This is a genomic window from Rhodococcus sp. 4CII (assembly GCF_014256275.1).
GTDB classification, from domain to species: domain Bacteria; phylum Actinomycetota; class Actinomycetes; order Mycobacteriales; family Mycobacteriaceae; genus Rhodococcus_F; species Rhodococcus_F wratislaviensis_A.
Genome location: NZ_JACCFE010000002.1, coordinates 6,176,234 through 6,191,782 on the forward strand (window position 1 = coordinate 6,176,234; position 15,549 = coordinate 6,191,782).

Sequence of the window (15,549 nt, forward strand, 5' to 3'; positions counted from 1 at the left end):
GACCATCCCGGTGTCCGACTCAGTGCACGACAGTGGTTCAGGCCGGCGCGACCGGGGTTCAGGGACGCGAGTCGCGGATCCGGCCGAGTGCCTTACGCACGACTTCCGGATCGGACGTCTCCCAGAACGGGGGCAGAGACGCCCGCAGGTACCCGGCGTAACGGGCGGTGGCGAGCCGCGGATCGAGGACGGCCACCACCCCCTTGTCGTCGACGCTGCGGAGCAGTCGTCCGACACCCTGCGCCAGCAGCAGTGCCGCGTGATTGGCTGCGACCGAAAGGAATCCGTTGCCGCCGCGCGACTCGACGGCCTTCTGCCGGGCGACCAGCAGGGGGTCGTCGGGGCGCGGGAACGGGATGCGGTCGAGGATCACCAGGCTCAGCGACGGGCCCGGCACGTCGACCCCCTGCCACAGCGACAGCGTGCCGAACAGCGACGTCGGCTCGTCGCCGGCGAACGCCCGGACGAGGGCACCCGTCGAATCGTCGCCCTGGCACAGGATCGGGCTGTCGAGCCGGTCGCGCATGGCTTCGGACGCGGCCTTGGCGGCCCGCATCGACGAGAACAATCCCAGGGTGCGGCCGCCCGCCGCCTCGACGAGTTCGGCGATCTCGTCGAGATACGTGGGGGAGAGGCCGTCCCGTCCCGGCGGCGGAAGATGCTTCGCGATGTAGATGATGCCGGCGCGGCTGTGGTCGAACGGCGATCCCACATCGAGGGCGTTCCACTTGATCGTGCCTGCGTCGGACGGCGCCTCGGATCCGGTGGCCATCGCCGGATCGATCACGACCGACGACTCGGCGGGAAGCCCCCAGTTGACGGCCAGGCCGTCGAAGGAGCCGCCGACGGTCAGCGTGGCGGACGTCAGGACCACCGTCGATTCGGCGAACAGCCGGGACCGCAGCAGCCCGCCCACCGACAGCGGCGCCATCCGCACCACTCGGCGGATCGAACCGCGGTTGTCGTCGGCGGCCAGCCACACCACGTCGTGGCGTTTGGCCGGATCCGGTTCGTCGAACGCGCTGAGCACGCGGACGGCGCTGTCGTGCACCTCCTCGACCGACGCGAGTGCGGTGTTGCGTGCCGCGGCGGCCTCCGGGTCGCTGGCCGCCATGCCGGGGCGGGACGGGCCGATGGCGGTGCGCAGCGACCAGGCGGCATCGCGGACAGCGGCGAGCGCCGGGGCCGCGCCGGGCGGCAGCGCCTCCCACCGTTCCGGCCGCAACTCCTCGAGCAGCGCGGCCCAGCCCTCGCCCGCCGCCTCGAGCCGGTCGGCGTCCTGCTCCTCGACGAGTTTCGCGCAGCGCCGCGCCGCCGCACTGATCGTCGACGCCGCCAACTCCGCGGTCGCGACGTTGGTGACGCGGTCGACCAGTTCGTGCGCCTCGTCGATGACCACGACGTCGTGCTCCGGAAGGATCGCGATTCCGGTGATGGCGTCGATCGCGAGGAGAGCATGGTTGGTGACCACGACGTCGACCTGGGAGGCCTCCGAGCGGGCGCGCTCCGCGAAGCAGTCCTCGCCGACCGGGCAGCGGGACTTGCCGAGGCACTCGCGGGCGGTGACGCTGACCTGGCGCCACGCCTTGTCGCTGACCCCGGGGACCAGGTCGTCGCGGTCACCGGTCTCGGTGTCCGACGACCACTCGGTGAGGCGCTGGACCTCCCGGCCCAGTCGCGACACGGCGAACGGGTCGAACAACTCGTCGGCCGGAGGTTCTTCCGCCGACCCGGTGTGGATCTTGTTCATGCACAGATAGTTGTTGCGGCCCTTGAGGATCGCGAAGTGCGGTCTGCGGCCGAGGGAACCCTCGAGCGCGTCCGCGAGTCGCGGCATGTCCCGGTCGATCAGCTGACGCTGCAGCGCGATGGTGGCCGTCGAGACGATGACCGTCTTGCCGCTCTGCACCGCGTGCCGGACGCTCGGCACCAGGTAGGCGAGCGACTTGCCGGTGCCCGTTCCGGCCTGGACGGCCAGATGCTCCCCGGTGTCGATCGAATGGGCGACGGCGGAGGCCATGGTGAGCTGGTTCGACCGTTCGGCGCCGCCCAGCGACCGCACCGCCGTGCGCAACAGCTCGGGGACGTTGGGGAGGTTTTCAGGCACCCGAGCAGGTTACTCGGGACCTACGTCAGAAATCGCCACGCGGTCCGAGGGGGCGTCCGGGTCGCGGCCGACGAGGCACACCCCGGCGGCCCGCATCCGGTCGAGCGCGGCCTCGACGGTCGCGGGGGACACGCCCGCGGTGAGGGGCAGCAGTACCCGGGTCGGGAACCCCGCCGCCACGGCGTCGAGTGCTGTCGCCACCACGCAGTGGTCGGTGGCGATCCCGACGATGTCGACGTCGGTGACCCCGCCCGCGCGCAGCCATTTCTCCAGGCTCCGGCCGTCGGGATCCGTACCCTCGAAGCCCGAGTAGGCCGCCGAGAACTCGCCCTTGGAGAAGACCGCTTCGATGCCGCTCAGGTCGAGGTCCGGGTGGAAGTCGGCGCCGGGCGTTCCCGATTTGCAGTGCACCGGCCACGTGTCCACATAGTCCGGTTCGGCCGAGAAGTGCCTGCCCGGATCGATGTGGTGGTCGATGGTCGCGGCGACGGCGTCGTACGGATTGGAGGCCAGGAAGCGGCTGATCGCGGCCGCGACCGCGGAACCGCCGTTCACGGCGAGCGAGCCGCCCTCGCAGAAATCGTTCTGAACGTCGACGACGAGCAGAGCCCGCCGGGTACGGATGGCGGTCATCACGCCCTCCTTGGCTCGGGTTCGGCGAACCGCACCGGAACCGCCGGTTCGCCGCGGGAGAGCTTCAGCCCCTCCCACGGCAGGCTGACGAGACCCGCGGCGAGGAGGGACCTGCTGTCCTCCAGGGTAGTCGCGTTGCAGACCGTCTCACCGGCTCGCACCAACGGGACCAGCAGTTCCCGCGCCTCGAGCCCGGCGGCGCCGGGTGCGTCCGCATGCGCCGAGTACACGACCTCCTCCACCAGAGTGCCCGTGTCGCGGGCGAACCGCACCGCGCGCTTCGTGCCGCCCCGCGACGCCTTGTTGCTGCTGCGCTTCTCGACCGGGATGCCGTCGACCTCGACGAGTTTGTAGACCATACCGGCGGTGGGCGCACCGGACCCGACGACGACGGACGTGCCGACCCCGTACACGTCGACCGGCTCGGCGCGCAGTGCGGCGATGGCGTATTCGTCGAGATCCCCCGAGACGACGATCTTCGTCCCGGTCGCACCGAGGTCGTCGAGTTGCCTGCGGACCTGCCGGGCCAGAACACCCAGATCGCCGGAGTCGATCCGCACACCGCCGAGTCCGGTGCCCGCGACTTCCACGGCGGTCCTGACACCCTCGGTGATGTCGTAAGTGTCGACGAGCAGAGTGGTGCCCACTCCCAGCGCCTCGACCTGCGCGCGGAACGCCGCGGCCTCGTCCGGCCCGTCCGGAGTGGAGTGCAGCAACGTGAACGCGTGTGCGCTGGTGCCGGCCCCGGGGACCCCGTGCCTGCGGACCGCCTCCAGATTCGACGTGGCCGTGAAACCCGCCAGGTAGGCGGCGCGGGACGCCGCCACCGCGGATTCCTCGTGGGTGCGCCGCGAGCCCATCTCGATCATGGGCCGCCCGTCGGCGGCGCTGACCATGCGCGCGACGGCGGACGCGATCGCGCTGTCGTGGTTGAGGATCGACAGGCTCAGCGTCTCCAGCAGGACGCATTCGGCGAACGTTCCGCGGACCGACAGGATCGGGGAACCGGGGAAATAGAAGTCGCCCTCGCGGTATCCGTCGATATCACCGCCGAAGCGGTAGTCGCGAAGCCACTCGACGGTCCGGTCGTCGAGGAAGCGGGAGACGATCTCGAGCTCCGGCTCGCCGAACCGGAATTCCGACAGCGCGGACACCAGACGGGCGGTGCCGGCGACCACTCCGTAGCGGCGGCCGTCGGGGAGGCGCCGGGCGAACACCTCGAAACTGCAGCGCCGGTGCGCGGAACCGTCGGCGAGGGCCGCCGACAGCATCGTCAACTCGTACTGGTCGGTGAACAAGGCGGTGCTGTCTCTGGACACCCGGCCACTGTAAGCCGCGGTGTCGTCCGATGGAGGAGCGTCGTACCCTGGTGGCATGGCCCATCGCTCGACGACAGCTTCACTTGTGGATGCCATGCCGGCATCGCCGCAGGTCACCCCTGCGGAGGCGGAGGTCGTCGAGGTCGACGAGGCCAATGATCGGCCCTGGGTCACCGTCGTGTGGGACGATCCGGTGAATTTGATGCACTACGTCACCTACATATTCCAGAAGCTCTTCGGCTACAGCAAAGCCAAGGCCACGGAACTGATGATGCAGGTGCATTCCGAAGGGAAGGCCGTCGTGTCGAGCGGCTCCCGGGACAAGGTCGAAAACGATGTACGCAAGCTGCACGCGGCGGGTCTGTGGGCCACGATGCAGCGCGACGGCAGCTAACTTTCCGTTCGGACAGTAAGGAACTCGGTACACGACGTGCGGATGTGGAGCAGGAAGAACTCGCTCGGCGGCGTGAAGCTGCGGTCGGAGATGGACGCGCACGAGGCCACGGTCCTGCGATCACTGGTCGCCTCCGTCCTCGGGCTCCTCGAAGAGCGGGCCGCGTCCGCGCCGGAGGACGAACTCGCCGCACTCACCGGGATGCGCACCGGCAACACGACCGCACCCGACGAGGAAGTCCTCGCCCGGTTGCTGCCCGACTTCCACCGGCCCGACCTGGACGCACCCGACGACGAGGAGATCCGGGCCGAATCGAAAGCCGATATCAACGGCGCGCTCCGCGGACTCCACGAACCGGAGATCATCGACGCCAAACTGGCGGCCGGCTCCGTCATCCTCCACACCGTGCCGCAGAACGGCGGCAAGGTGCTGCTCACCCCGGAGCAGGCCGACGCCTGGCTCAGCGGACTCAACGACATCCGGCTGGCGCTCGGGACCAATCTCGGCATCGACGCCGACACCCCCGACGAACTCGACCCCGCCGATCCCCGTGCACCGCACCTCGACATCTACCACTGGCTGACCTGGATGCAGGACTCGCTGGTTCAGGCGCTCGCGCCGTGACCGCCACGACGCCGGGCCGCACCGATTCACTTGTCGACGTGGTGGGACTGAGCGTCGGGCACCACCACGAACTCGACACGGGCGCGACCCTCGGCAGCGGCGCCGCCACCGGATGCACGGTGGTCCTCGCACCGCACGGTGCGACCGCTGCCGTCGACGTCCGCGGCGGCGGGCCGGGAACCCGGGAAACCGACCTCCTCGACCCCAGCCACAGCGTCCAGAAAGTGCATGCGATTGTCCTGACCGGCGGCAGCGCGTACGGACTCGCCGCGGCCGACGGCGTCATGCGCTGGCTCGAGGAGCACGGTCACGGAATCGCGATGGGGGAGCCCGGACAGGTGGTTCCCATCGTCCCCGGCGCCGTGATCTTCGACCTCCCGGTCGGCGACTGGCGCATCCGTCCCACCGCCGAATTCGGTTATCGGGCAGCGGATTCTGCGTCGCACGCCGTCGCCTCTGGCTCGGTGGGTGCCGGGGTGGGGGCCCGCGCCGGCGCGCTCAAAGGCGGAGTCGGGACGGCGAGCGTCGTCGTCACGGACGGACCGGCGAAGGGCATCACGGTGTCCGCGCTGATGGTGGCCAATCCCGTCGGCACCGTGTTCGACCCCGCGACGGGGTTGCCGTGGGGCGTCGCCACCGTCGGCGCAGCCGCTTTCGGACTCCGGCCCCCGGTCGCCGCCGAGTTGTCGGCGGCGTGCGCCCTGGTCGACAAGAGCACGGTGCTCAACACCACGATCGGAGTCGTCGCGACCGACGCGGCCCTCGGCAAGGCCGCGATGCGCCGCGTCGCGGTCGCGGGACACGACGGGCTCGCCCGCGCCGTCCGTCCGGCGCATTCGCCGCTCGACGGTGACACCATCTTCGCGCTCTCCACCGGCATCCACCCGGTTCACCACCCGGCCGGAGTGCCCGACAGTTTCCCGCCCGATCTGCCCGTCGTCGACGCCGTCTGCACAGCGGCCGCCGAAGTGGTGGAGAAAGCCGTCGTCGACGCCGTCCTCAGCGCCACCTCCGTCGCGGGAATTCCCACCTACCGTGAACTGTTCCCCTCCGCACTGCGGTCCTGACATGCTGCCGTTCCTGACGGCCGGTGGCCGACTCGACGGTCCGCACCTAGGATGGCGCTCACGGAGGTGGATGACGTGCTGGTGATTCGATCGGACTTCGTCGAAGCGATGGTGGCGCACGCGCGCGCCGACCATCCGGACGAGGCGTGTGGGGTCATCGCCGGTCCCGAGGGCTCCGACCGTCCCGAACGGCACATCCCGATGATCAACGCCGAGCGCTCACCGACGTTCTACCGATTCGACTCGGGTGAGCAACTGAAGGTCTGGCGGGCGATGGACGACGCGGACGAGGTGCCCGTCGTGATCTACCACTCGCACACCGCCACCGAGGCATACCCCAGTCGGACCGACATCTCGTTCGCGTCCGAACCGGAGGCCCACTACGTGCTGATCTCCACCCGCGACCCCGACACCCACGAACTGCGCAGCTACCGCATCGTCGACGGCGTCGTCACCGAGGAACCCGTCGACGTGGTCCAGAGCTACAAATTCGCCCACACCTCCGTGGCCGACGTTCCCGACAAGTGACGGTGCCGTCCCACGCGACGGGCCCGCGGCAGGAAGACACCCCACACCCCGAGGAGCCGGCCATGGCTGTCACAGTTTCGATCCCCACCATCCTGCGTACCCACACCGGCGGCGAAAAGCGAGTGGAGGCAACAGGTCCCACACTCTCCGCCGTCATCGACGACCTCGACGGCCACTACGGCGGGATCAAGGACCGCCTGATCAACGACGGTCGCCTGCACCGCTTCGTCAACGTCTACGTCAACGACGAGGACGTCCGGTTCTCGGGTGGACTCGACACCGAAGTGGCGGACGGAGATTCGGTGACGATCCTGCCCGCCGTCGCGGGAGGCTGATCGCGGCGTGGCGCGGTTCGATTCGCTGATCGACACCCTCGGTGACACCCCCCTCGTCGGGCTGCCCCGATTGTCGCCGGACTGGAACGGCACGTCACCGGTCCGGTTGTGGGCGAAGCTCGAGGACCGCAACCCCACCGGTTCGGTGAAGGACCGGCCCGCGCTTCGCATGATCGAACAGGCCGAGAACGACGGCACCTTGACACCGGGCGCGACGATCCTGGAACCGACCAGCGGGAACACCGGGATCTCGCTGGCGATGGCCGCGAAACTCAAGGGCTACCGGCTGATCTGCGTCATGCCCGAGAACACGTCCGTGGAACGCCGGCAACTGCTGACGATGTTCGGAGCGGAGATCATCGACTCACCGGCTCGTGGCGGCTCGAATCAGGCTGTCGCGGTGGCCAAGGGATTGTCCGCGGAGCATCCCGACTGGGTGATGCTCTACCAGTACGGCAATCCCGCGAACGCGCTGGCACACTACGAGACCACCGGCCCCGAGATCCTGCGCGACCTCCCCGAGATCACCCACTTCGTGGCCGGTCTCGGCACCACCGGAACCCTGATGGGCGTCGGCCGGTATCTGCGCGAACACGTCCACGGGATCGAGATAGTGGCCGCCGAACCGCGATACGGGGAACTCGTCTACGGCCTCCGCAACATCGACGAAGGCTTCGTTCCCGAGTTGTACGACGAGTCCGTCCTCACCTCGCGGTTCTCGGTGGGCCCCGCCGACGCGGTCCGCCGGACCCGGCAGCTGATCGACAACGAAGGCATCTTCGCCGGCATCTCGACCGGCGCGATCCTCCACGCCGCGCTGGGAGTGGCGCGCAAAGCGGTCAAGGCCGAACGCACGGCGAACATCGCGTTCATCGTCGCGGACGGCGGATGGAAGTATCTGTCGACCGGCGCGTACGGCGGTACGGTCGAGGAAGCGGAAGAAGCACTGGAAGGACAGTTGTGGGCATGACGACGGCGGTGCGCAGATCATGACTTCTTCGTTCGACTCCTCACGTTTCGGGTCGCCGGTACCGCGGGGCGGCACGACGCCGTCGCCGAAGTCGAGGCCGCTGTGGCTGCAGTCGGCGATCCTCGTCGGCGGCTTCACCATGCTGCTGTACGTCATCGAGATCGTCGACGTCCTGTCCGGCGAGCGGCTCGAGCGGAACGGTGTGGAACCGCGGTCGATCGACGGATTGTGGGGGATCCTGTTCGCCCCGGTGCTACACGACGATTGGGCGCACTTGTTCGCGAACACCGTCCCGCTGCTCGTCCTCGGGTTCCTCGTGCTGCTGTCGGGCATCGCCCGCGGTCTCGCGGCCACCGGGATCGTCTGGGTCGTCGGAGGTCTCGGCACGTGGCTGACCGGCGGGTCCTACTCCAACCACATCGGCGCCTCGGTCCTGATCTTCGGCTGGCTCGCGTACCTGCTGGTCCGGGGAATATTCGCCCGCAGCATCGGCCAGATCCTCGTCGGTCTGGTCGTGTTCGTCGTCTACGGCAGCTTGCTGTGGGGAGTGCTGCCGAGCGCGCCGGGCGTGTCCTGGCAGGGGCATCTGTTCGGAGCCATGGGCGGGGTCGTCGCAGCTTGGCTGCTCTCCTCGGATGCGAGGAAGCAGCGCACGCAGAAAGCGGTGGGGCCGCAGTCGTTCGGCTGATCGTCTCCAGGCGACGAATATGCGGTCTACCGGCGTGTACTCCGCAACGGACGGCTGGCCGAACGGCCTGCTGGTAGGCTCCTCGCGAGATCCGGGCACCGTAGGAACCGCGTAGCTCGGAGCTGCCGACAGTGGCATCACGGGGGCCGGTTGGTGTGGTTCGAACTCGCGGGTCCGCACGCACCGTGTCGCCGACTGCGTTGCCAGCGGCGGATCTCCGTCGCCGCACCCATCCGCACCCACAGGAGCAGATCATGGCTGTCACCATTCCGACCGTCGACGTCGACGGCGACTGTCCGTCCGTTCGCTGCGTAGTCGCAGAAGGCTGATCGCTGCCGTGGCACGGTTCGACTCGTACATCGACACGCTCGGAAACACCCCTCTCGTCGGCCTGCCCCGGCTGTCGCCCTCCTGGAACGGCAGCCGCCCGGTGCGTTTGTGGGCCAAGCTCGAGGACCACAATCCCACCGGCTCGATCAAGGATCGCCCGGCGCTGCGTATGATCGAGCAGGCCGAGCGGGACGGCCGGCTCACCCCCGGTGCGACGATTCTCGAATCCACCAGCGGCAACACCGGTATCTCGCTGGCGATGGCCGCAAAATTGAAGGGCTACGAGCTGATCTGCGTGATGCCCGAGAACACCTCGGCGGAGCGCCGCCAACTGCTCACGATGTTCGGCGCCCGGATCATCGACTCGCCGGCCGCGGGCGGTTCCAACGAGGCCGTGGCCGTCGCGATGCGGCTGTCGGACGAGAATCCGGACTGGGTCCTGCTCTACCAATACGGCAACCCCGCCAACGCGATGGCGCATTACGAGACCACCGGGCCGGAGATCCTGTGCGATCTGCCCGAGATCACCCACTTCGTGGCGGGCCTCGGCACCACGGGAACCCTGATGGGGACGGGCCGGTTCCTCCGCGAGCACGTCGCGGACATCGAGATCGTTGCCGCGGAACCGCGCTTCGGGGAGCTGGTGTGCGGTCTTCGCAACATCGAGGAGGGTTTCGTGCCGGAGTTGTACGACGAATCGGTCCTCACCCGGCGATTCCGGGTTCGCCACGCCGAGGCGATCCAGCGCACCCGCGAGCTGATCGCCGTCGAGGGAATCTTCGCAGGCACCTCCACCGGCGCGAATCTCCATGCGGCACTCGACGCGGCCCGGTGCGCCCTCGAGGCGGGGGAGCGCGCCGACATCGCGTTCGTGGTCGCCGACGGCGGATGGAAGTACCTGTCCACCGGTACCTACGACGCGCAAGTCCGGGTACTGGAAGAGGCATGGGAACGGTAACGGCGCCGGAAGTTCGGTAGATCGCCGTGGTCAGGTCACAGTTCCCCATCGGTTGTGAGGTCGACGCGCCAATTCGGTCGGAAGCTTTTTCCACGACGGGTCGTCGTGGCAGCATGGCGGGTATGCGCATTACCGTCCTGGGGTGTTCAGGGAGCGTCTCCGGACCTGACTCACCTGCATCGGGTTATCTGTTGACCGCGCCGGACACACCGCCGCTGGTACTCGACTTCGGACCCGGTGTCCTCGGTGCGCTCCAGCGGTTCGCCGATCCCGGCGAGGTCTCCGTCCTCCTCAGCCATCTGCACGCAGACCACTGCCTGGATCTCCCGGGACTGCTCGTCTGGCGGCGCTACCATCCGCGCCCGCCCCAGGGTCGCGCACTCGTCTTCGGTCCGTCCGACACCGCGCGCCGGATCGGCGTCGCATCCGCGGAGTGCGGCGGCGACATCGACGACATCTCCGACACGATCGACCTGCATCACTGGGTGGACGGCGAGCCGGTAGCGTTCGGTGACCTGACCATCACCGCGCGCCGAGTCAACCACCCGCCCGAGGCCTACGGGTTCCGCCTCACCAACGGTGCCGGACGCACCCTCGTCTACAGCGGTGACACCGGGATGTGCGACGAAGTGATCGAACTGGCCCGCGATGCCGACGTGCTGCTGGCCGAGGCGTCGTGGACGCACAGCCCGGACCGCCCCGAGGGCATCCATCTGTCGGGCACCGAGGCCGGTCAGGTCGCGCACCGCGCCGGTGTCGCCGAACTCCTGCTCACCCACATCCCGCCGTGGACGTCCCGTGAAGACGTCATCGCCGAGGCCAAGGCCGAATTCTCCGGCCCCGTCCACGCCGTGTCCGCAGGCGGCGTGTACACCGTCTGAAGCCGTGTGCCCGCGCCCCACAGCGGGGCGACTAGGCTCTGCGCTGTGACCACACGAGAAGACGGTAGGGCGGACGACGAACTCCGCGAGGTCAAGATCACCCGGGGGTTCACCACTCATCCCGCGGGATCGGTGCTGGTGGAATTCGGCAACACCAGGGTGATGTGCACGGCCAGTGTGGAGGACGGTGTTCCCCGCTGGCGTCAGGGCTCCGGACTCGGCTGGCTGACGGCCGAGTACGCCATGCTGCCTGCCGCCACCCACACCCGCAGCGGCCGAGAGTCCGTCAAGGGCAAGGTCGGTGGGCGGACCCAGGAGATCAGCCGGTTGGTCGGCCGCTCTCTCCGCGCCTGCATCGACCTCGCCGCCATCGGTGAGAACACCATCGCCCTCGACTGCGACGTCCTGCAGGCCGACGGTGGAACCCGCACCGCCGCAATCACCGGCGCCTACGTCGCTCTCGTCGACGCGGTGACTTACCTCCGCGCCGCCGGCCGCCTCGCCGACCCTCAGCCGATCTCGTGCGGTATCGCCGCGGTGAGCGTCGGTGTCGTCGACGGCCGGGTGCGCCTCGACCTGCCGTACGAGGAGGATTCGCGCGCCGAGGTCGACATGAACGTGGTGGCCACCGACACCGGCACCCTCGTCGAGATCCAGGGCACCGGTGAAGGCGCGACCTTCCCGCGAAGCACGCTCGACAAACTCCTGGACTCGGCGTTGGCCGGGTGCGAGCAACTCTTCGAGATCCAGAAGGCCGCGCTCGAACTGCCCTACCCCGGTGTGCTGCCGGAGCCGAAGGTCCCGGAGACGTCGAAGAAGAAGTTCGGGAGTTAGACCGGTGCCGGAAACCACACGGGTGTTGGTCGCCAGCCGCAACGCGAAGAAACTCCGGGAACTGCATCGCGTGCTCGCGGCGGCGGGTGTCGACGGAATCGAACTGGTCGGGCTCGACGCCGTGCCCGAGTACCCCGAGGCCCCCGAAACCGGTGCGACGTTCGAGGAGAATGCCCTCGCGAAAGCGCGGGACGGCGCGTCGGCAACCGGATTGCCCTGTGTAGCAGACGATTCCGGGATCGAGGTGGATGCCCTCAACGGCATGCCGGGCATCCTGTCCGCGCGGTGGTCGGGTACGCACGGAAACGATCCCGCGAACACGGCGCTCGTCCTGGCGCAGCTCGGCGATGTGCCCGACGAGCGCAGGGGAGCGGCATTCGTCTCGGCGTGCGCGCTCGTGGTGCCCGGCGGCGAAGAATCGGTCGTCCGGGGCGAATGGCGGGGGAGCATCGCCCGTGAACCCGTCGGCGACGGCGGATTCGGGTACGACCCCGTGTTCGTGCCCGAGGGAGACACCCGGTCGGCCGCGCAGCTGTCACCCGAGGAGAAGGACGCGTCCTCGCACCGAGGACGCGCCCTGATTCAGCTGGTCCCCGCCCTGGCCGCGCTCAGCGGACGCTGAGCGCAGTCAGAGACCGAAGTCGTGGCGGACCTGTTTGGTCCGCTGGTGCTCGACGTAGAACGACAGGAACGGAATGGTGCCGGCGAGGAGCGTCCCGACCGTTCGGCCCGCGGGCCAGCGCACCTTGACTGCCAGGTCGAGCGTCACCAGCAGATAGACGAAGTACACCCAGCCGTGGACCACGGCGATCCAGGTGGGCAGGTTGTCGACTTTGAAGATGTACTTGGCGACCACCTCTGCGGTCAGGACCAGCAGCCACACGCCGGTGGCGTAGGCGAGGACGCGGTAGCGCAGGAGTGCGGCAGCGATCTTCTTCTGCTTCGCGGTGTCTGCGACCGAACCGGCAATCGTCTCGTCTTGGCCCGTGCTCACGTGGTGCTCCTATCGGTCTCGCGAGCGGACAGCTCGGCGAGGTACTGGTTGTACTGCGAAATCTGCAGGCTCTCGAGGTCGTCCGGATCCTCGTCCTCGGCGATCGAGGGGCGAGCGGGCAGGATGTCTGCCGGGATCTCCCGCAGCTCGGCGGGAGCATCCGGGACGTCGGCCCTGTCGGCCGGTTCGGCATCTTCGAGTTGGACGAACCGGCGGTAGGCGTAGACGAGAAACGCCGCGAACAGGGGCCACTGGAATGCGTAGCCGAGATTCTGACCGGTGCCGCCCACCGCCTCGAAACGTGTCCACTGCCACCAGCCGAGTGCAAGGCACCCCGCAGCCCCGACGGCCACGAACAGAATCAGCGCGGGGCGGCGTTGCCTACGGTTTCCGGACACGTAACGACGGTACCTGAATCGCCGAATGCGCTGCTAGGAGAGGTTGCCGCTATGGCGGCGGTCACATTCGTCACCCGCGCCCGACGAGTTGCCGGACCTTGCGTGAACTTTTCGCCACCAGTGCCGTCGCGACAAGCTCCGCGTTGCGGAGCGCGGTATGAATCGACAGTTCGACCTGCTTCACGGCGCTCGGGTTCATCGCCTTCTCCAGTGCCTCTTCGAGCGCGGGATCATCGATGTCCGATGCCCGCAGGGCGTCCAGGTTCTCCTGCGCGAACTGCTTCGCGCCGTGATCGAGACGGGTGCGACCGATGACGTCGAGCGGGATCTCGTCCGGCAAGGATGGGCAGCGGTCCAGCGCGCCGGCGACACGCAGGTTGATCATCGTGCGCACGCACTTCTCGCACTTTCCACAGTTGTAGTCGGTTCCGTAATTCGTCCAGCAGACGTGCAGATTGTCGAGGGCGGCCGGTGACTGCGCGATCCCGGCAGCCTTCTGCGGCCGGGTGGCCTCGACTCCGTCGTGCTCGAAGCGCACCGCACTGCTGGCCCACAGGTGATCCAGGTCGGGGTGGCTGCCCCACGGCTCCTGGTTGGACTCGGCGTAGCTCGACGGAACGATCACGGTGTGAAGGTGCTCGGACAGCAGCAGTCCGACATGCGCGAGGACCGCGCCGTGCGATGCCCTGCCCCAGTCCACACCGTTCAGGAAGTGGAGATGACGGAGGTTCGTGCGCACCTCGATCAGCGGTTTGCCGAGGTCGGCGGCCGCACGACGCATAGCGGTCACCGTCTCGAGGAACAGCTTCTCGTTATCGAGCATGATGTCGAACCCGTGCACGAAGATGACGTGCGTGATCGTGTCGCTGTGCTTGATCGCCGAGTAGAACGAGTCGAGTCCGCCGCTGAAGAAGCAGCCGACTCCGCGCCCGTCCGGGCACTCGGCAACCGTCGACAGCTCGGCGTGGACTTCGACCGCCCGCATGTCGCCGTACCAGGAGTCGAGTAGCGACTGGGCCTTCTCGACGCCCGTCAGGACTGCGGAGTCAACCGGCTCGTCGGTCGACACCGGCATGCCCCGCTTCATCCCCACCAGTGCTGCGGGATACACCCACGGTTCGATGCCGTGCGCAAGCGAGATGTTGGCCGAGGTTTCGACCTCGAGCTTCTTACCACCCCACGAGACCTCGGCGCGTGCCTGGGAAGGCTCGCTGGGGAGAAGCGCGATTGTCACGGACTTCGACGACATGGCGGAAATACTCCTTTGACGAGAAGGCGTGCGGAAAGGCGGATCGCAGGGGATGTATTGCGGGCCGCCCCGAACCTGGTCGGAACACGGTCACTGACTCGGCAAAGACCGACAAAGTGCGCGAGGGGGGACTCGAACCCCCACGTCCTTTCGGACACCAGGACCTAAACCTGACGCGGCTGCCAAATTACGCCACTCGCGCGCGAAGCACAGACTACGCCATGACCGAGGCACCCCCGCACGCACAGTCAACCGGCGCGCTCGTCGCCGTCGCCGCTCTTGCGCCCCGCCCACGTTGCCGGTCTGGCTGTGGCAGTTGGGGCCCGTCGCAGCAGGTGAGCTGCAGCGCGACGGCTGTTCGCTGGGCGGCGGATCAGTATCTCCTGCCACGTCATTCGGTTTCGGACAGGTAACCCCCTGGTGTGCGCCTGACCCGTGAAGTGCGACGTGTCGCATGACGCCGGCGAAACTCGTCGATTCTGCAACCGCGTTCTCGAGCGCCTCTCGCGTGTACTTCATCGCGCACCCGCCACTCGCCGCTGCGCGCGCTGGTATCGCCAGACGGCGTGGGCGAAGGCGGCAGAGGTGATCTCCAGCCGTGCTGCTGCGGCGGCGACGAGGTCTTCGGCCTGTGTCGCGGAGGCGGGGGACTCGAGTTCGAGTGCCTCATTGACGAAGTCGCACAACAATTCTCGAGATTCGGGTGTGTGTATGCCGAGTTGCATGGCGAAGCACTCCCAGGTGGCGATGCCGAACCCGGGCACCCCGACGAGCGCGTTCCGCTGTGCGTCGTCGTCGCGGAGGTCGGCCGAGGTGATGCAACCCAGCTCGGTGAGCGCGCGTGCTGCCGTCGCGACGGCCTCCGCCTTGGTGGTGTAGTTCCCGGAGACTCGCTGTCTGTTGCCCAGGATCTCGAGAAGGCCCTCGGGGTCGTCGGCGTGCGCGGCGAGTGCGGTCAGGTCGTCGAGAGGCACGGTGCGGTGATCGCGCCAGCGGGTGATGACGGCGCGGACGCCCGAGGTGGGCGTGCCGTACGTGGCGCGGGCCGTGAACGCCGCATCGAGGAGACCGGCTTCGATCTCCTGCGGCCATCCCTCCGTCCAGTGCGGCCACGAGTCCCTCGGCAGCTCGGCGTCGATGTGGTCGAGTAGGGCGCGGACGTGTGCAGTGCTCATTTCTTCCCCCGGAGAATGGCTGTCGGTCGAACGTTGTTCGAACACTAGTGCGAGGTTCCGACATG

General features: G+C 68.4%; 18 protein-coding genes and 1 tRNA gene. 11 read left to right on the top strand and 8 right to left on the bottom strand.

Annotated elements, in window-relative coordinates; all coding sequences use genetic code 11:
- Window positions 1-58 precede the first annotated feature (58 nt).
- From H0B43_RS29365 to H0B43_RS29375, 3 genes are read right to left on the bottom strand one after another with little or no spacing between them, the layout of a single operon-like run.
- Window positions 59-2,107, bottom strand: coding sequence for an ATP-dependent DNA helicase (locus tag H0B43_RS29365; RefSeq protein WP_185724721.1), 2,049 nt, complete (start codon window positions 2,105-2,107; stop codon window positions 59-61).
- Window positions 2,108-2,116: 9 nt separating this feature from the next.
- The gene (locus H0B43_RS29370; protein WP_185724720.1) at window positions 2,117-2,740 is read right to left on the bottom strand and encodes an isochorismatase family protein; all 624 of its coding nucleotides are present in this window, start codon (window positions 2,738-2,740) and stop codon (window positions 2,117-2,119) included.
- Window positions 2,740-4,116 (bottom strand): nicotinate phosphoribosyltransferase, encoded by a 1,377-nt coding sequence (locus tag H0B43_RS29375; protein ID WP_185724719.1) that lies wholly within the window; start codon window positions 4,114-4,116, stop codon window positions 2,740-2,742. Before H0B43_RS29375 ends, H0B43_RS29370 begins: the two co-directional genes overlap by 1 nt.
- Here H0B43_RS29375 and clpS point away from each other — a divergent pair.
- From clpS to rdgB, 11 genes are all read left to right on the top strand, one after another.
- On the top strand, window positions 4,115-4,453 hold the full coding sequence (gene clpS, locus H0B43_RS29380; protein WP_185724718.1) for an ATP-dependent Clp protease adapter ClpS: 339 nt from the start codon (window positions 4,115-4,117) through the stop codon (window positions 4,451-4,453). The two genes, H0B43_RS29375 and clpS, sit on opposite strands and share 2 nt — an antisense overlap.
- Before the next feature lie 36 nt (window positions 4,454-4,489).
- Window positions 4,490-5,077, top strand: coding sequence for a DUF2017 domain-containing protein (locus tag H0B43_RS29385; protein WP_185724717.1), 588 nt, complete (start codon window positions 4,490-4,492; stop codon window positions 5,075-5,077).
- Entirely contained in the window at window positions 5,074-6,144 is a 1,071-nt protein-coding gene (locus H0B43_RS29390) for a P1 family peptidase (protein ID WP_185724716.1), read from the top strand. The genes H0B43_RS29385 and H0B43_RS29390 overlap by 4 nt, the downstream gene beginning before the upstream one ends.
- A 51-nt stretch (window positions 6,145-6,195) precedes the next feature.
- The gene (locus tag H0B43_RS29395) at window positions 6,196-6,672 is read left to right on the top strand and encodes a Mov34/MPN/PAD-1 family protein (RefSeq protein ID WP_185724715.1); all 477 of its coding nucleotides are present in this window, start codon (window positions 6,196-6,198) and stop codon (window positions 6,670-6,672) included.
- A 62-nt stretch (window positions 6,673-6,734) separates the two neighbouring features.
- Window positions 6,735-7,007 carry a MoaD/ThiS family protein gene (locus H0B43_RS29400; protein ID WP_073360260.1) on the top strand — a complete coding sequence of 91 codons (273 nt, stop codon included), beginning with the start codon at window positions 6,735-6,737 and terminating at the stop codon, window positions 7,005-7,007.
- A gap of 7 nt (window positions 7,008-7,014) precedes the next feature.
- A complete protein-coding gene (locus H0B43_RS29405; protein WP_185724714.1) occupies window positions 7,015-7,977 on the top strand; it encodes a PLP-dependent cysteine synthase family protein in 963 nt (320 codons plus the stop codon).
- 19 nt (window positions 7,978-7,996) lie between these two features.
- On the top strand, window positions 7,997-8,665 hold the full coding sequence (locus H0B43_RS29410; RefSeq protein WP_185724713.1) for a rhomboid family intramembrane serine protease: 669 nt from the start codon (window positions 7,997-7,999) through the stop codon (window positions 8,663-8,665).
- 337 nt (window positions 8,666-9,002) lie between these two features.
- Window positions 9,003-9,953 carry a PLP-dependent cysteine synthase family protein gene (locus tag H0B43_RS29415; protein WP_185724712.1) on the top strand — a complete coding sequence of 317 codons (951 nt, stop codon included), beginning with the start codon at window positions 9,003-9,005 and terminating at the stop codon, window positions 9,951-9,953.
- Window positions 9,954-10,075: 122 nt separating this feature from the next.
- Window positions 10,076-10,834: a cyclic nucleotide-degrading phosphodiesterase gene (locus tag H0B43_RS29420; RefSeq protein WP_185724711.1), complete on the top strand. Its 759-nt coding sequence runs from the start codon at window positions 10,076-10,078 to the stop codon at window positions 10,832-10,834.
- A gap of 45 nt (window positions 10,835-10,879) precedes the next feature.
- Entirely contained in the window at window positions 10,880-11,668 is a 789-nt protein-coding gene (rph, locus tag H0B43_RS29425) for a ribonuclease PH (protein ID WP_005248301.1), read from the top strand.
- A 4-nt stretch (window positions 11,669-11,672) separates the two neighbouring features.
- Window positions 11,673-12,290: an RdgB/HAM1 family non-canonical purine NTP pyrophosphatase gene (rdgB, locus tag H0B43_RS29430; protein ID WP_185724710.1), complete on the top strand. Its 618-nt coding sequence runs from the start codon at window positions 11,673-11,675 to the stop codon at window positions 12,288-12,290.
- Window positions 12,291-12,296: 6 nt separating this feature from the next.
- On the opposite strand, the gene H0B43_RS29435 is transcribed toward rdgB, so the two are convergent.
- The 5 genes from H0B43_RS29435 to H0B43_RS29455 form a co-directional block, all read right to left on the bottom strand.
- On the bottom strand, window positions 12,297-12,662 hold the full coding sequence (locus H0B43_RS29435; RefSeq protein ID WP_185724709.1) for a DUF3817 domain-containing protein: 366 nt from the start codon (window positions 12,660-12,662) through the stop codon (window positions 12,297-12,299).
- Window positions 12,659-13,060 carry a transcriptional regulator gene (locus H0B43_RS29440; protein ID WP_185724708.1) on the bottom strand — a complete coding sequence of 134 codons (402 nt, stop codon included), beginning with the start codon at window positions 13,058-13,060 and terminating at the stop codon, window positions 12,659-12,661. The genes H0B43_RS29435 and H0B43_RS29440 overlap by 4 nt, the downstream gene beginning before the upstream one ends.
- A 70-nt stretch (window positions 13,061-13,130) precedes the next feature.
- Window positions 13,131-14,309, bottom strand: coding sequence for a hypothetical protein (locus H0B43_RS29445; RefSeq protein ID WP_185724707.1), 1,179 nt, complete (start codon window positions 14,307-14,309; stop codon window positions 13,131-13,133).
- Between the two features lie 117 nt (window positions 14,310-14,426).
- Window positions 14,427-14,511: transfer RNA gene (locus tag H0B43_RS29450), tRNA-Leu, on the bottom strand.
- 313 nt (window positions 14,512-14,824) lie between these two features.
- Complete coding sequence (locus H0B43_RS29455; RefSeq protein ID WP_185724706.1) at window positions 14,825-15,484, bottom strand: hypothetical protein; 660 nt, start codon at window positions 15,482-15,484, stop codon at window positions 14,825-14,827.
- Between the last annotated feature and the right edge of the window lie 65 nt (window positions 15,485-15,549).

Excerpts from the sequence above, each read along its gene's own strand:
- H0B43_RS29370 (WP_185724720.1), bottom strand. The coding sequence starts at position 2,740 with ATGACCGCCATCCGTACCCGGCGGGCTCTGCTCGTCGTCGACGTTCAG.
- clpS (WP_185724718.1), top strand. The coding sequence starts at position 4,115 with ATGGCCCATCGCTCGACGACAGCTTCACTTGTGGATGCCATGCCGGCA.
- H0B43_RS29375 (WP_185724719.1), bottom strand. The coding sequence starts at position 4,116 with ATGCCACCAGGGTACGACGCTCCTCCATCGGACGACACCGCGGCTTAC.
- H0B43_RS29395 (WP_185724715.1), top strand. The coding sequence starts at position 6,196 with ATGGCGCTCACGGAGGTGGATGACGTGCTGGTGATTCGATCGGACTTC.
- H0B43_RS29400 (WP_073360260.1), top strand. The coding sequence starts at position 6,735 with ATGGCTGTCACAGTTTCGATCCCCACCATCCTGCGTACCCACACCGGC.
- H0B43_RS29410 (WP_185724713.1), top strand. The coding sequence starts at position 7,997 with ATGACTTCTTCGTTCGACTCCTCACGTTTCGGGTCGCCGGTACCGCGG.
- H0B43_RS29420 (WP_185724711.1), top strand. The coding sequence starts at position 10,076 with ATGCGCATTACCGTCCTGGGGTGTTCAGGGAGCGTCTCCGGACCTGAC.
- H0B43_RS29445 (WP_185724707.1), bottom strand. The coding sequence starts at position 14,309 with ATGTCGTCGAAGTCCGTGACAATCGCGCTTCTCCCCAGCGAGCCTTCC.
- H0B43_RS29455 (WP_185724706.1), bottom strand. The coding sequence starts at position 15,484 with ATGAGCACTGCACACGTCCGCGCCCTACTCGACCACATCGACGCCGAG.